The 14,356-nt window shown below is 65.6% G+C and carries 12 protein-coding genes; 9 read left to right on the plus strand and 3 right to left on the minus strand.

What is annotated here, in order from left to right; translation table 11 throughout:
* Positions 1–42 precede the first annotated feature (42 nt).
* Complete coding sequence (gene mutY, locus XH89_RS29295; RefSeq protein ID WP_194463823.1) at positions 43–1,152, minus strand: A/G-specific adenine glycosylase; 1,110 nt, start codon at positions 1,150–1,152, stop codon at positions 43–45.
* A gap of 109 nt (positions 1,153–1,261) precedes the next feature.
* Between mutY and XH89_RS29300 the strand changes: the two genes are divergently transcribed.
* The 9 genes from XH89_RS29300 (at position 1,262) to XH89_RS29340 (ending at position 11,334) form a co-directional block, all read left to right on the plus strand.
* Positions 1,262–1,753: a DUF721 domain-containing protein gene (locus XH89_RS29300; protein WP_194463824.1), complete on the plus strand. Its 492-nt coding sequence runs from the start codon at positions 1,262–1,264 to the stop codon at positions 1,751–1,753.
* A 137-nt stretch (positions 1,754–1,890) separates the two neighbouring features.
* Complete coding sequence (locus XH89_RS29305) at positions 1,891–2,547, plus strand: DsbA family protein (RefSeq protein ID WP_194463825.1); 657 nt, start codon at positions 1,891–1,893, stop codon at positions 2,545–2,547.
* Between the two features lie 216 nt (positions 2,548–2,763).
* A complete protein-coding gene (gene smc, locus XH89_RS29310) occupies positions 2,764–6,228 on the plus strand; it encodes a chromosome segregation protein SMC (protein ID WP_194463826.1) in 3,465 nt (1,154 codons plus the stop codon).
* 57 nt (positions 6,229–6,285) lie between these two features.
* A complete protein-coding gene (locus XH89_RS29315; protein ID WP_194463827.1) occupies positions 6,286–7,263 on the plus strand; it encodes a small ribosomal subunit Rsm22 family protein in 978 nt (325 codons plus the stop codon).
* Between the two features lie 135 nt (positions 7,264–7,398).
* Positions 7,399–7,959, plus strand: coding sequence for a LemA family protein (locus XH89_RS29320; protein ID WP_194463828.1), 561 nt, complete (start codon positions 7,399–7,401; stop codon positions 7,957–7,959).
* 37 nt (positions 7,960–7,996) lie between these two features.
* A complete protein-coding gene (locus tag XH89_RS29325; protein ID WP_194463829.1) occupies positions 7,997–9,226 on the plus strand; it encodes a M48 family metallopeptidase in 1,230 nt (409 codons plus the stop codon).
* A gap of 207 nt (positions 9,227–9,433) precedes the next feature.
* Positions 9,434–10,186, plus strand: a complete 753-nt coding sequence (locus XH89_RS29330) for a hypothetical protein (protein WP_092298592.1) — start codon at positions 9,434–9,436, stop codon at positions 10,184–10,186.
* 62 nt (positions 10,187–10,248) lie between these two features.
* Positions 10,249–10,917, plus strand: coding sequence for a hypothetical protein (locus XH89_RS29335; protein ID WP_194463830.1), 669 nt, complete (start codon positions 10,249–10,251; stop codon positions 10,915–10,917).
* Between the two features lie 84 nt (positions 10,918–11,001).
* On the plus strand, positions 11,002–11,334 hold the full coding sequence (locus XH89_RS29340) for a GIY-YIG nuclease family protein (protein WP_194463831.1): 333 nt from the start codon (positions 11,002–11,004) through the stop codon (positions 11,332–11,334).
* Between the two features lie 16 nt (positions 11,335–11,350).
* Here XH89_RS29340 and XH89_RS29345 read toward each other — a convergent pair whose 3' ends face one another.
* Together XH89_RS29345 and XH89_RS29350 are read right to left on the minus strand one after the other, a co-directional pair.
* Positions 11,351–11,890, minus strand: coding sequence for an adenine phosphoribosyltransferase (locus XH89_RS29345; protein ID WP_011085277.1), 540 nt, complete (start codon positions 11,888–11,890; stop codon positions 11,351–11,353).
* Positions 11,891–12,009: 119 nt separating this feature from the next.
* Positions 12,010–14,175 carry an anthranilate synthase component I gene (locus XH89_RS29350; protein WP_194463832.1) on the minus strand — a complete coding sequence of 722 codons (2,166 nt, stop codon included), beginning with the start codon at positions 14,173–14,175 and terminating at the stop codon, positions 12,010–12,012.
* Positions 14,176–14,356 lie beyond the last annotated feature (181 nt).

Raw genomic sequence — 14,356 nt, forward strand, 5'->3', positions numbered from 1 at the left:
TTCTCCTAGCGCAGCCCTGCTGACAGCGTGCTGTCAGGAAGGTCACCCCGATGAAGGGTCCAGCGCGTGCGCAATCACCTTGCGCATGACGTTGGGCAGCGCCTCATCGGCAAGCGTCGCAATCGGAACCCAACGCATGCTCGCTGGTGCGCGCGTGCGGGCTTCGGCTCTGGCTGTGTAGACCACCAGCTCCAGCGGAAAATGCGTGAAGACGTGGGTGACCACGCCGACCTTGCGCTGCCAGCGCGATAATCCCTTCAGCGCCGGTGCCTGCTGTTTCGCCGTCGCGTCCTCTTGTCCTGCGAGCCAGTCCGAACCCGGCACTTCGGTCATGCCGCCGAGCAACCCCTTCTCGGGCCTTGAGCGAACCAGCAGCTCATCGCCGCGCGTGATGACAAAGGCGGCGCCACGCCGCAGCGTTCCGCTCTTCTTCGGTGCCTTGCGCGGAAACGTCTCTTGCGTACCTTGTGCGCGCGCGGTGCAATCCTCGTTCAGCGGACAGAGCGAGCAGGCCGGCTTCTTCGGCGTGCAGATCGAGGCGCCCAGATCCATCAGGGCCTGCGCACTGTCGCCGGCGCGGGCGTTGGCAAGCAGTGTCGCGGCCAGTTGCTGGATCAGCGGTTTTGCTTGCGGCAGCTCCTCCTCGACCGCAAACAGCCGCGACACCACACGCTCGATATTGCCGTCGACGGGCATGGTGTGGCGGTCGAAGGCGATCGCCGCAATCGCCGCCGCAGTGTAGGGACCGATGCCCGGCAGCGCGCGCAGTCCTTCCTCCGTATCGGGGAAGGCGCCGCCATGCTCACGCGTCACCGCGACGGCGCAGGCGTAGAGATTGCGCGCACGCGAATAATAGCCGAGCCCGGCCCACATCCGCAGCACGTCGTCCAGCGAGGCCTGCCCCAGGGCCATGACATCGGGCCAGCGCACCACGAACTTCTCGAAATAGGGTCCGACCGCCTTCACCGTGGTCTGCTGCAGCATGATCTCCGAGAGCCAGACGCGATAGGGATCGGACGTCTCGCCGGGCATCGCGCGCCAGGGCAGCCTGCGGCGATGGCGGTCGTACCATTGGAGGAGCAGCGTCGGACGCGACGAGGTCTCCGGTCGAACTGGTTCCGATTTCGCCTTCAGCGCGGATTTGGGGCTCATACCTTCACTGTAGCGGCGTCACGCCGATCTCTCCACGTCATGCCCGCGCTGGTCGCGGGCATCCACGTCTTTCTTCGTGGCAGCCCACCCGCAGTGCTATAAGGCCCCCATGGCCAAATTCCCCCCCAAACCCGGACCCATCAGCGCCAAGCCGCTCGGGATCCTGCTCGACGATGTCTTTGCCGAGGCCTATGCCAAGCAGGGGTTTGCGGCGCGCGAGCTGGTGACGCGGTGGGCGCAGATCGCCGGGCCTGAAATTGCCGCCCATGCCGAGCCGCTGAAGATGCAATGGCCGCGGCCGGTCGAGGGCCAGCCGCAGGACCCGGCGACGCTGGTGCTTCGTGTCGAGGGTCCGATGGCGCTGGAGATCCAGCACTCCGCCGACGTGATCCTGGAGCGGGTCAACCGCTTCTTCGGCTGGAGTGCGGTCGGCAAGCTCGCCTTCCGCCAGGCCCCCCTGTCGCGGCCACGGGCCCGGAAGCGGCCCGGCCCGCCGGACCCCACGGCCGTTGCCAAGGTGGCGGAGAGCCTGGGCGAGATCGAAGATGACGAATTGAAGTCGGCGCTGGCGCGCCTGGGAGCCGCCATCAAGCGAAATTGAGCCGTATTCTGCGGCCAATCTGGACCCCATCTTGTCGCCTGCCATTGCCTCAAACCACGTTTCAAGCTAGCGACAGGCCGCCCGGGAACCTTTGATATGAGCCTCGGGGCGAGACCACGCCAATTCGGGAGCCGACCTTGATCATCACCCGCCGCGCCTTCACCACGATGCTGTCGCTGACCGGTCTTGCCGCGCTTGCCGGGCTCTCGCCGCTGCGGTTCATCTCGGAGGCGATGGCGCAGGCCGCCGCCGACGTGGCTAAGCCCGTCTCGCTGCCCGACATGGCGCTCGGCCCGAAGGACGCCGCCGTCACCATCACCGAATTCGCCTCGATGACCTGCCCGCACTGCGCGGCCTTCAACGAGCAGGTCTTCCCCAAGATCAAGTCTGAGTACATCGACACTGGCAAGATCCGTTACATCTTCCGCGAGTTCCCGCTCGACATCAAAGCCGCCGCCGGCTCGATGCTGTCGCGCTGCATCGCCAATGGCGACGCGCCGAAATACTTCGCCGTTACCGACATGCTGTTCCGCCAGCAGAACGACTGGGTGGTGAAGAACACCACGGAGACCCTCACGCGGATCGGCAAGCAGGCGGGCCTGACCCAGCAGCAGGTGGAAGCCTGCCTGAAGGACCAGGCGCTGCTCGACAAGATCGCCGCCGACCAGAAATACGCCAGCGAGGTTCTGAAGGTGGATTCGACGCCAACCTTCTTCATCAACGGCGAGAAGATCAAGGGCGAGGCCTCGTTCGAGGAGTTCGCCAAGAAGATCAATCCGCTGCTGAAGAGCTGATTCGCTCGTCAAGATCCTGATTCGCATCTCGAAAGCCGTATCTTTCCCGGCATAAATCCCTTGGGAAAAGCGGCTTTCGCTGGTTGCCCTCGCGGCGCGCCGCGGCCATTGTCCGCCGCATGAGGCGCCCCGCGCGACTCGCCCAGACAGCGACATTGCCTTCCATGGTATTGTCCGGGCAGGGGGATTCGCGCCTGCCAACAGAGATGCGTGCTTATGAAAATCACCCGCCTGCGCCTTCACGGCTTCAAGTCTTTCGTTGAGCCCACGGACTTCGTCATCGAGCCCGGCTTGACCGGCGTGGTCGGACCCAACGGTTGCGGCAAGTCGAATCTCGTCGAGGCGCTGCGCTGGGCGATGGGTGAAACGTCGTACAAGAGCTTGCGCGCCGCCGACATGGACGCGGTGATCTTCGCCGGCTCCGGCAACCGTCCCGCGCGCAACCACGCCGAAGTGACGATGACGATCGACAATGCCGATCGCACCGCCCCCGCGGCGATGAACGACAGCCAGCTTCTGGAAATCTCCCGCCGCATCGAGCGCGAAGCGGGCTCGGTCTATCGCATCAATGGCCGCGACGTGCGCGCCCGCGACGTGCAGATCCTGTTCGCGGACGCCGCAACCGGCGCCCGTTCGCCCGCGCTCGTCCACCAGGGCAAGATCGGCGAAATCATTCAGGCCAAGCCCGAGCAGCGCCGCCGCGTGCTGGAAGATGCCGCCGGCGTCGCCGGCCTGCACGCCCGCCGCCACGAGGCCGAGCTGCGGCTGAAGGCGGCCGAGACCAACCTCACCCGCGTCGAGGACGTGATCGGCCAGCTCTCCGGCCAGATGGAAGGCCTGAAGAAGCAGGCCCGTCAGGCCGTGCGCTATCGCGAGGTCGCGGCCAAGGTCCGCAAGGCCGAGGCGACGCTGTTCCATCTGCGCTGGATCGGCGCCCATGCCGACGTCAATGAATCCGGCCAGACCCACGATCTCGCCGTGCGCGAGATGGCCGAGCGCACCCAGCACCAGGCCGAAGCCGCCCGCATCCAGGCGATCCGCGCCGCCGAAATGCCGGCGCTGCGCGATGCCGAAGCGCGCGCCGCTGCGGGCCTTCAGCGCCTGACCAATGCCCGCGAGCTGCTCGACCGCGAGGAAGAACGCGCCAAGGAGCGTGTCGCCGAGCTCGAGCGCCGTCTCGCCCAGTTCGAAGGCGACATTTCCCGTGCGCAGCAACAGACGATGGACGCAGACGTCGCGCTGCAGCGGCTCGACACCGAAGACGCCGAGCTGAAGGAAGAGATCAAGTCGCGCGTCGAGAAGCGCTCCGGCGTCGACGAGCGCGTCGGCGAGGCCGAGGCGGTGCTGACCGAGACCGAGCAGCAATTCGCCGAGCTCACCACTGCGCTCGCCGACCTCACCGCCAAGCGCAACCAGCTCGAGGCCAACGTCCGCACCCACCGCGACAAGCTCGCCCGTCTCGACCAGGAGATCGCGAATGTCACGGCGGAAGAGCAGAAGCTGGCCGCCGACACCGGCGGCTTCGGCGATCTCGACGAGCTGACCGCCGCGGTCGAGACCGCCGAGCAGACGCTGGCGGCTTCGGAAGCCGCAGCTCAAGCGAGCGAAGCCGCGCATGTCGCCGCGCGACAGACGCTGGAAGCCTCGCGCTCCCCGCTGGTCGAAGCCGACAAGCGCGTGCAGCGGCTCGACACGGAAGCGCGCACGATCTCCAAGATCGTCAACGGCGAGACCAAGAATCTGTGGCCGCCGATCATCGACGGCATCACCGTCGACAAGGGCTTTGAAAAGGCGATCGGCGCTGCGCTCGGCGACGATCTCGATGCGCCGATCGACCCCTCGGCGCCGATGCGCTGGACCAATGTCGGACACGCCGAAGGCGATCCGGAACTGCCCGAAGGCGTCACCCCGCTTGCCAACCACGTACAGGCGCCGGCCGAGCTGACGCGCCGCCTGGCGCAGATCGGCGTGGTGCCGCGCGAGCGTGGCGCCGAGCTGGTCTCTCAGCTCAAGACCGGTCAGCGGCTGGTCTCGCCCGAGGGCGACGTCTGGCGCTGGGACGGCTTTGTTGCCGCCGCCCACGCCCCGACCGGCGCTGCACGACGCCTCGCCGAGCGCGCCCGCCTCGTCGACATCGAGAACGAGCTCGAGCAGGCCCGCATCGACGCGCAGATCAAGCGCCAGGCGCTCGAGAATGCCGAGTCCGAATTGCAGATGGCGGCCAGCACCGAAGGCGCCAGCCGCGAGGCCATGCGTGCCGCGCAGCGCGAGCTGAACGTCGCGCGCGAGCGCCACGCCGCCGCCGAGCGCGAGATCAGCCGCCACGCCGCCCGCAAGGCGACGCTGTCGGAAGCGCACAGCCGTCTCGCCGCCGACCGCGCCGAGGCCGAGGCCGCCTACGAATACGCCGAGGCCGGCATCAGCGAACTGCCGTCGAGCGAGGATACCGAGACGCGTCTTGCCGCCGTCCGCAGCGACATCGAAAACCATCGCCGTATCGCCGCCCAGGTCCGCGCCGAGGCGCAGGCCCTGGCGCGCGAGGCTGAGCTTGCTGACCGCCGCGTGCAGGCGATCCTCGCCGAACGCACCGAGTGGCAGAACCGCAAGGAGAGCGCGGCCTCCCACATCGACACCATCCAGGCGCGCATCGCCGAACTCACGATCGAGCGCAGCGAACTCGAGAACGCGCCTGCCGTGTTCGCCGAGAAGCGCAGCGCGCTGATCACCGAGATCGAATACGCCGAGAACGACCGCCGCATGGCGGCTGATGCGCTCGCAACCGCCGAGACCGCGATGGCCGAGACCGATCGCGTCGCCAAACTGACGCTTGAAGCGCTGTCGAGCGCGCGCGAGGCCACCGCCCGCGCCGAAGAGCGCATGGAAGGCGCCCGGCGCCGGCTCGAGGACATCGAGCGCGAAATCCGCGACATGCTCGAAGTCGAGCCGCAGGCGGTTGCCGGCCTTGCCGAGATCGAGCCCGGCGCCGAGCTGCCGCCGCTGCACGACATCGAGGAAGACCTCGAAAAGATGCGCCGCGACCGCGAGCGCCTGGGTGCGGTGAATCTGCGCGCCGAGGAAGAGCTGCGCGAGGTCGAGACCCAGCACACCGGCCTCGTCACCGAGCGCGACGACCTGGTCGAGGCCATCAAGCGGCTGCGCCAGGGCATCCAGAGCCTCAACAAGGAAGCGCGCGAGCGCCTCTTGACCTCGTTCGAGGTCGTCAACAACCACTTCAAGCGCCTGTTCGTCGAGCTGTTCGGCGGCGGCGAGGCCGCGCTGCACCTGATCGAGAGCGACGATCCGCTGGAAGCCGGTCTCGAAATTATCGCCAAGCCGCCGGGCAAGAAGCCGCAGACGCTGTCGCTGCTGTCGGGCGGTGAGCAGGCGCTGACCGCGATGGCGCTGATCTTCGCGGTGTTCTTGACCAACCCCTCGCCGATCTGCGTGCTGGACGAAGTCGACGCGCCGCTCGACGACCACAACGTCGAACGGTATTGCAACCTCCTGCACGAAATGACCGGCTCGACCGACACGCGCTTCATCATCATCACGCACAATCCGATCACGATGGCGCGGATGAACCGCCTGTTCGGCGTCACCATGGCCGAGCGCGGCGTCTCCCAGCTCGTCTCGGTGAGCCTCGCCGAAGCTGTGGACATTCTCGACCAGAACGTGGCGTGATATCTCTGCCGTCATTTCGCTCTTGCCCAGCAGAAAGCGGAATGACGGTAGGTCAACATGATCACACCCAACCTCCCCGCCGAACTGAAAGCCGCGCTCGACGGCAAGCTGCAGGGCTTCTCCCGCACCGACGCCGCGCAGCGCTCGCAAAAGATCTCGACCACCTATCGTTCAGGCGGGGGCTCCGGCACGATCAAGTCGGAAGCGGATGCGCTGGCCTATGCGCTGGCGCGGATGCCGGCGACCTACGCGGCCGTGGCGGCCAGCCTGAGCGCGCTCGCCGAGATTGCCCCCGACTTCGTGCCGGAGACGCTGCTCGACGTCGGCGCAGGTCCCGGCACGGCGAGCTGGGCCGCGGCGGAGGCATTCTCTTCGTTACGAGATTTTACCCTGCTCGATGCCAACGCCACCTTGAGCCGGCTCGCGCTCGAGCTAGCACGCGACAGCACACGCCTGGCTGACTGCCGCTATTTGCCCGGCGATGCCGCCACCAACCTCGCCGAGGTCTCGCAGGCCGATCTTGTCGTCGCAAGCTACATCATCGGCGAGCTCAGCGAGAGCGATCAGCGCAAGCTCGCGGAGACGATGTGGACCAAAGCGCGCCACGCGCTGCTCGTGATCGAGCCGGGCACACCCGCCGGCTACGACCGCATTCTCGCGCTGCGCCAGCAGCTGATTGCGCTAGGTGCTTATGTCGCCGCGCCCTGCCCGCACGAAAAGCCCTGCCCGCTCGTCGCGCCCGATTGGTGCCATTTCAACCAGCGCCTGCCGCGCTCGCAGGCGCACCGCCAGATCAAGGGCGCCGAAGTCCCGTTCGAGGACGAACGCTTCATCTACGTCGCCTTGACCCGCACGCCGCCGGCGGCGCGTGCCGCGCGCGTGCTGGCGCCGCCGGATGTCGGCAAGGCTGAGATCACAGCCAAGCTCTGCACCGAGAACGGCGCGGGCGTCACCAAGGTGCCGCGGCGCGACAAGGCCGCCTACGCAGACGCAAGGCGGTGGCGCTGGGGTGATGCTGTTCTGCCCGAAAGTTAACCTCGTCGCCCGCTTTTCCCTTGAACTCGGACGGCCCTCGATCCGACCAAGTCTTACCTTCCCTCCGCGCGGGGCTCTCCCCCGGCTCCATTTTAGTTTAGGCTGTCCGCTCCAATTCCCTTTCAGGAGTTCTCCATGTCGACCGGCTGGATCGTTCTCGGCGTCATCGTCGTCCTCGTGCTGTTCGCCTTCAGCGCCTACAACCGGCTGGTGGCGTTGGGCCAGCGCGTCAGCCAAGCCTTTGCCGACGTCGACGTGCAGCTCAAGCAGCGTCATGACCTGATCCCGAACCTGGTCGAGACCGTGAAGGGCTACGCCTCGCACGAGCGCGGCACGCTCGACGACGTCATCAAGGCGCGTAATTCGGCGATGTCGGCGCAGGGACCTGCGCAGGTGTCCGCCGCCGAGAACCAGCTCTCCGGCGCGCTCGGCCGGCTGATCGCGCTGTCGGAGGCCTATCCCGACCTCAAGGCCAATGCCAACTTCCAGCAGCTTGCGAGCGAGCTCTCCGACCTCGAAAACAAGATCGCGGCGAGCCGCCGCTTCTTCAACAACGCGGTCCAGGAATACAACACCGGCATCCAGCAGATGCCCGCCGCTTTGTTCGCCGGCATGTTCGGCTTCACCAGGAAGGACTTCTTCGATCTCGGCACGAGCCGCACCGAGGTCGAGGCCGCGCCTCAGGTGAAGTTCTGAGCTGAGCCGACAGGCTGACCTGACAGGGCAACGCGTCATGGCCGCGTATGGTCTCTACACGCACATCGCCTCGAACAAGTTTCGTTCGATGCTGCTGCTCGGCGGCCTGTTCGCGCTTGTCTACGTGCTGGTCTATGCCGGCGCTCTCGTTGCCGAGGTCGTCATCAACGGCAACGGGACCGTCGCCTATTATCTGACCCGCGCCTTCCACGATTTGATCGTCGCCGCGCCCGTTGCGACGATCGTGACGGCCGCCTGGATCGTGATCGCCTATTTCTTCCACCAGTCGATGATCGACGCGGTGACCGGCGGCCATGACGTCTCGCGGCAGGAGGAACCGCGGCTCTACAACCTGCTCGAAAACCTCTGTATCTCGCGCGGCATCACCATGCCGAAGCTGAAGATCATGGACTCTCCGGCGCTGAACGCCTTCGCGACCGGACTCAACCCGCGGCAATATTCCGTCACCGTCACCACGGGTCTCCTGAATGCCCTGAACGACCAGGAGATCGAGGCGGTGCTGGGCCACGAACTGACCCACATCAAGAACGGCGACGTGCAGCTGATGGTGGTCGCCGTCATCATCGCCGGCGTGGTCGGCTTCTTCGGCGAATTGTTCTTCCGCCTGTTCACAAATTTCAGCTGGAGCTCGGGCGGCGGATCGTGGTCGTCCGGGTCTTCCTCGTCCCGATCGTCCTCGTCGAGCGACAACAAGAACTCCGGCAGCGGCGCGGTGATCGTGATCATCATCGCGGTCGTGCTGATCGTGGTGGCCTGGCTGATGTCGCAGGTGGTGAAGCTCGCACTGTCGCGCTCGCGCGAATACCTTGCCGATGCCGGCTCCGTCGAACTGACGAAAAACCCCGACGCCATGATCTCGGCACTGCGCAAGATCGAAGGCCGCGGCGAGCTGCCGGGTGCGACCTCGGCGGTGATGGAGCTCTGCGTCGACAATCCGCGCGAAGGCTTTGCCGATCTGTTCGCAACCCACCCCTCGGTGCAGTCCCGCGTCGACGCGCTGGTCAAGTTTGCCGGCGGCCATGATCCCGGTCCGCTGCCGCCGCCCGCTGAGGAAACGGAGCAGCCCGAGAGCGACGCCTCCGAGGCACAGGCCGACGCGCAGGATGCTCCACCTCCGGTCCCGCATGGCCCGTGGAACGATCCAGGCGACTCGCCGGCTCCACCGCCCGTGCCAGCGCCAAGCCCTGCCGGAACCGCAAGCGGTAATCCACTGGGCAATCCCATGGGTCCCTGGGGCCGCCACTGAGCGTGCAAGCTGCCCCGTCTTCGGCTGATTTCACGGCATCCGGGAAAAACCTCAGGAATTGCCGCAACCGGAGCCTGCGGAATTGAATTCTCCCTTGTTTCTGCCATGTTCGCGCCCAACAGCAGACTCGGGACCATCCTTGAGACATCGATTTGGGGCCCGGCCGATTGCGACCTTGCAATCGGGGGCGCGCGTTAGGGGACAGCAATGGCAAAGCCGGCAGTGGTAGTGGTGGGCGCGGATAAGGGCGGGGTCGGCAAGACCACGGTGTCGCGCACTTTGCTCGATTATTTTTCCGCCAACAACGTGCCGACGCGCGCGTTCGACACGGAGTCGCCGCGGGGAACGCTGAAGCGCTTCCACCCCGAGATCACCGAAATCGTCGACATGACGACGACGGCCGATCAGATGAAGATTTTTGACACGCTCAACGCCGTCAGCCCTTCGGTCACTGTCATCGACGTCCGCGCCGGCCTGCTCTCGCCCGCACTGGCCTCGCTGCGCGACATCGGCTTCCTCGACGCCGCCAAGGCCGGCCAGATCACCTTCGCGGTGTTCCACATCCTGGGCCCCTCGATCGCCTCGCTGGAGGAGATCGCCGAGACGGCCGGCTTCATGACCGGCGCGAAATATTTCCTGGTGAAGAACTTCATCAACGATACCCAGTTCTTCCAGTGGGACCAGGCGACCTATAATTCCTACTTCCACCGCATCAAGGACGCGACCGAGCTGACCATCCCGAAGCTCAACGAAATGGCCTATGAGCAGGTCGAGGTGTCCTCGGTCCCGTTCCTGAAATTCGTTGCCAACAAGGGGATCAACGACGAGGCCGCCAACTACTCCTTCGTGCTGCGCGGCTATGTCCGGCACTGGCTGGCCAATGTCTGGAGCGAATTCGACCGCATTCGCTTGACCGACATCGTCGGTTCGAAGCCCGTGACCCGCAACAGCGAAAAATAGTTGCAGAGCCCGAGCTGATACGGCTGGATTGGGCTGTAAGTTGGCTCAGATAATAGCCTGTGATGCCCGCGACGCCCGTCTACATCATCTGCTCGCCACGCCCGCAGGTCGGCAAGACGCTGCTGGCGCGGCTGCTCACGGAATTCCTGCTGCTCAAGAACGGCAACGTCGCGGCCTTTGACGTCAATCTGAAGGAGCCATCGCTGCTCGATTACCTGCCGAAGGTGACCGAGACCGCCGACGTGATCGACACCTACGGCAAAATGCAGCTGATGGACCGCGTCATCGTCGATGACGGCCTCGCCAAGGTCATCGACCTCGGCTTCCACGCCTTCGACGAGTTCTTCAAGATGACCGACGAGATCGGCCTGCTCAAGGAAGCAGCGCGCCGGCACGTCGCGCCACAGATCCTGTTCATGGCCGACACCGACCGCGTCTCGGCCCGCGCCCATGAGATGCTGCGCCAGCAGCTCCCACGGATGAACCTGATCACCGTCGACAATGAGTTCGTCATCCGCGGCGAGCTGCCCCCCGCGATGGAAGGCGGCCGGCTGTTCCGCCTGCCGGCGCTGCCCGGCTTTCTCAAGACCTATATCGACCGGCTGAACTTCAGTTTTACCGGCTATCTGCGCCAGGAGAAGGATTCCTCGACCGAGCTGCACCAGTGGACCCGACGGAATTACCTCGCCTTCCGCGAGCTCGAGCTCAACCTGATCCTGCAGCGATCCTGAAATATTTTATCCGGGTAATATTGACGCCGAACGTCGCAGCCGCTACAGGGCTTGGGCAACAGCGTCCTTAGCAAGGCCCCTCCCGTGAGCACCGACCGCAAAGCAGCCATCGCCGCCTACAAGGAGCGGAAGACGATTGCCGGCATCTATGTCGTGCGCTGCGCCGCCTCCGGCGAGGTCTGGGTCGGCCAAGCCCCGAACCTCGAGACCATCCAGAACCGCACCAGCTTCACCCTGCGCCAGGGCAGCCACCCCTGCCGCAGCCTCCAGGCCGCCTGGAACATACACGGCGAGGCCGGCCTGACGTTTGGCGAATGCGAGCGTCTGGAGGATGAGGAGAGCGGCTATGTCAGGAACGCGCTGCTGAAGGAGCGCGTGGCGCATTGGCGCGCCGAGTTGAAGGCGGAGGCGATCTAGGGATCGCCGCGACTTCTCAATGCCCCTCGAACGTCATCAGCGTGCGCACCGGCACGTCCATGGCGCGCAGCTTGGCGGCGCCGCCGAGCTCGGGCAGATCGATGATGAAGCAGGCGGCGACGACGTTGGCGCCGATCTGGCGCAGCAGCTTCACCGCGCCTTCCGCGGTGCCGCCGGTGGCGATGAGATCGTCGACCAGGATGACGCGCTCGCCGGGCTGGATGGCGTCGACATGCATCTCCATCTCGTCGATGCCGTATTCGAGCGAATAGGCGATGCGCACGGTGGTGTGCGGCAGCTTGCCCTTCTTGCGGATCGGCACGAAGCCGGCCGAGAGCTGATGCGCGACGGCGCCGCCGATGATGAAGCCGCGCGCTTCCATCCCGGCGACCTTGTCGATCTTGTTGCCGGCCCAGGGATTGACGAGCTCGTCGACCGCGCGGCGGAAGGCGCGCGCATCCGCGAGCAACGTCGTGATGTCGCGGAACATAATCCCCGGCTTGGGATAGTCGGGAATGGTGCGGACGCTCGCCTTCAGATCGTGGTCAAAGGTCATGGTGATCTCGCTTTGGTTTTTCCACCGTCGTTGCGAGCGAAGCGAAGCAATCCAGATCTTCTCCGCGGCAGCAGTCTGGATTGCTTTGTCGCTTCGCTCCTCGCAATGACAGCCCTCACTCAATTCATCCCCGCATCCAGCCGGAACGCATTCTCGACAATACGCAAGCCCACCTCGCCACCGAGCGACATCAGCGATTCCGGGTGGAATTGCACGCCGGCGACCGGCAGGGTCTTGTGCTCCAGCGCCATCGCGACGCCGTCCTCGGTGCTGGCGGTGACGCTCAGGACGTCCGGCATACTATCGCGCTCGACAAAGAGCGAGTGATAGCGGCCGATGACGATCTCGTTCGGCAGATTACGCATCAACCTCCCGCCGCGAACCTGTACCCGCGAGGGCCGGCCATGGGCGGGATGGGTGAGCTGGCCGAGCTCGCCGCCGAAATATTCGCCGATCGCCTGCACGCCGAGGCAGACGCCGAACACCGGCAGCTTGTTCTCCAGCGCCGCGTCGATCGTCTTCTTGATCCCGAAATCCTCTGGCCTGCCCGGACCGGGCGACAGCACCAGCAAATCCCACCTCTTTTGCTTGAGCATGTCCAGCGCATGCACATAGCGGACCACGGTGACGCTGGCGCCGACCTGGCGGAAATAGTCGGCGAGCATGTGGACGAAGCTGTCGTCATGGTCGATCAGCAGCACGCGCTTGCCGGAGCCGGTCGCATCAGGCGCGAAGCTCGACAGCGGCTTCGGCGGATCGCCGCGCAGCGCCTGGAACAGCGCCGCGGCCTTGACCTGGCATTCACGGTCTTCCGCGGCCGGATCGGAGTCGAACAGGCAGGTGGCGCCAACGCGCACCTCGGCAAGACCGTCCTTCATGCGGATGGTGCGGATGGTGAGGCCGGTGTTGATGCTGCCGTCGAAATTCACTGCGCCGATCGCGCCGGCATACCAGCGCCGCGGCGAGCGTTCGTGATCCTCGACGAACTGCATCGCCCACAGTTTTGGCGCGCCTGTCACGGTGACGGCCCAGGCGTGGGTAAGGAAGGCATCGAGCGCATCGAAGCCGGGGCGCAGCATGCCCTCGACATGGTCGACGGTGTGGAAAAGCTTCGAGTAGGTCTCGATCTGACGGCGTGCCAACACCTTGATCGTGCCGGGCACGCAGACGCGCGCCTTGTCGTTGCGATCGACGTCGGTGCACATGTTGAGCTCGAACTCGTCCTTTTCCGAGTTCAGGAGCTGGCGGATCTGCTCGGCATCTCCGATCGCATCGGTGCCGCGCGCGATCGTGCCCGAGATCGGGCAGGTCTCGACGCGGCGTCCGTCGGAGCGCACGAACATTTCCGGTGACGCCGAGACCAGGAATTCGCCCTCGCCGAGATTCATCAGCGCGCCATAGGGCGACGGGTTGATGACGCAGAGGCGTTGGAACACTTCGGCCGGCGAGCGCTCGCAGGGCTCGGCGAAGAGTTGGCCCGGCACGGCTTCGAACAGGTCGCCACGGGCGAAGGCGGCGCGCGCGGTCTCGACGGTGGCCTGATATTCGCCGGGGGCATGATCGGCAAAGCCCTGGCGATCCGTCTTCACATACGGGCTCTCGGCTGTCTCGCGCGGCAGGCCTTCGGTCGACTTTCCCTTCCAGGCGAAATCGTAGGAGAGCACGACGCCACGCCCGGTGGCGCGGTCATAGGCGAGCAGGCGGTCCGGGACATAGAGCACGATGTCGCGCTGGTCGTGCTCGCGCGCACGCTTCTGCACCAGGTCCTCGATCTGGAACACGAGGTCATAGGCGAAGGCGCCGAACAGACCGAGCAACCCGTCGTCATTGGCGGAGAAGGCGGCAATGATGTCGCGCACCAGCGACATCACGCTGGCGCGCCGCGTGCGCTGGTCCTCCTCGACCGGCGCATCACCACGGATAATGTGACCGGCAAGACGCGTGGCGCTCTTCTCGGAGATCACGACGCAGGGTTCGCGCAGGACCTCACCAAGGAAGGCGATCAGCACCTCGCCGCGAGCGTTCAGCGCTTCCAGCTTGAAATTGGTGCCCACGGTCTCGAGCTTGAGCGGCGGGTCGGAGAAACCGAGGTCAAAGCTCTCGTAGCGGCCCGGCACGGTCGTGCCCGAGGACAGCACCACGCCGCGGCGCCGGTCGAGCAGGTTGATGAGATCGTCGAGCCGGTCGGCATGACCGGTGAACTGCTCGGCCACGCGGGTGATCGCAAGACCCCCGCGGGTGACGTAGTCGCTTCTGGGCGGAAGAGCAAAGACTGTCCTGTTCATGGGGTCCTCTTACGAAACTTGCCGAGGGAACGCCACACAGGACAAACGATCAGGCCGCCGCGCTGTGCAGGCGACCTCAGACGATTTTGGGAGAATAAATCGCACCGGCCACCTCTTAGGAGGTGCGCCACCAACGACGGGATGGGCGGGCTGCGGTGCTCATGGGGCGGATACTCACCAT

This window comes from Bradyrhizobium sp. CCBAU 53340, assembly GCF_015291645.1.
In the GTDB taxonomy this organism is placed as follows: Bacteria; Pseudomonadota; Alphaproteobacteria; order Rhizobiales; family Xanthobacteraceae; genus Bradyrhizobium.

Bases quoted from the DNA above. Each gene is read 5' to 3' on its own strand.
- XH89_RS29335 (WP_194463830.1), top strand. From the start codon at position 10,249: ATGCCCGCGACGCCCGTCTACATCATCTGCTCGCCACGCCCGCAGGTC.
- XH89_RS29315 (WP_194463827.1), top strand. From the start codon at position 6,286: ATGATCACACCCAACCTCCCCGCCGAACTGAAAGCCGCGCTCGACGGC.
- XH89_RS29330 (WP_092298592.1), top strand. From the start codon at position 9,434: ATGGCAAAGCCGGCAGTGGTAGTGGTGGGCGCGGATAAGGGCGGGGTC.
- XH89_RS29350 (WP_194463832.1), bottom strand. From the start codon at position 14,175: ATGAACAGGACAGTCTTTGCTCTTCCGCCCAGAAGCGACTACGTCACC.
- XH89_RS29320 (WP_194463828.1), top strand. From the start codon at position 7,399: ATGTCGACCGGCTGGATCGTTCTCGGCGTCATCGTCGTCCTCGTGCTG.
- smc (WP_194463826.1), top strand. From the start codon at position 2,764: ATGAAAATCACCCGCCTGCGCCTTCACGGCTTCAAGTCTTTCGTTGAG.
- mutY (WP_194463823.1), bottom strand. From the start codon at position 1,152: ATGAGCCCCAAATCCGCGCTGAAGGCGAAATCGGAACCAGTTCGACCG.
- XH89_RS29345 (WP_011085277.1), bottom strand. From the start codon at position 11,890: ATGACCTTTGACCACGATCTGAAGGCGAGCGTCCGCACCATTCCCGAC.
- XH89_RS29300 (WP_194463824.1), top strand. From the start codon at position 1,262: ATGGCCAAATTCCCCCCCAAACCCGGACCCATCAGCGCCAAGCCGCTC.
- XH89_RS29325 (WP_194463829.1), top strand. From the start codon at position 7,997: ATGGCCGCGTATGGTCTCTACACGCACATCGCCTCGAACAAGTTTCGT.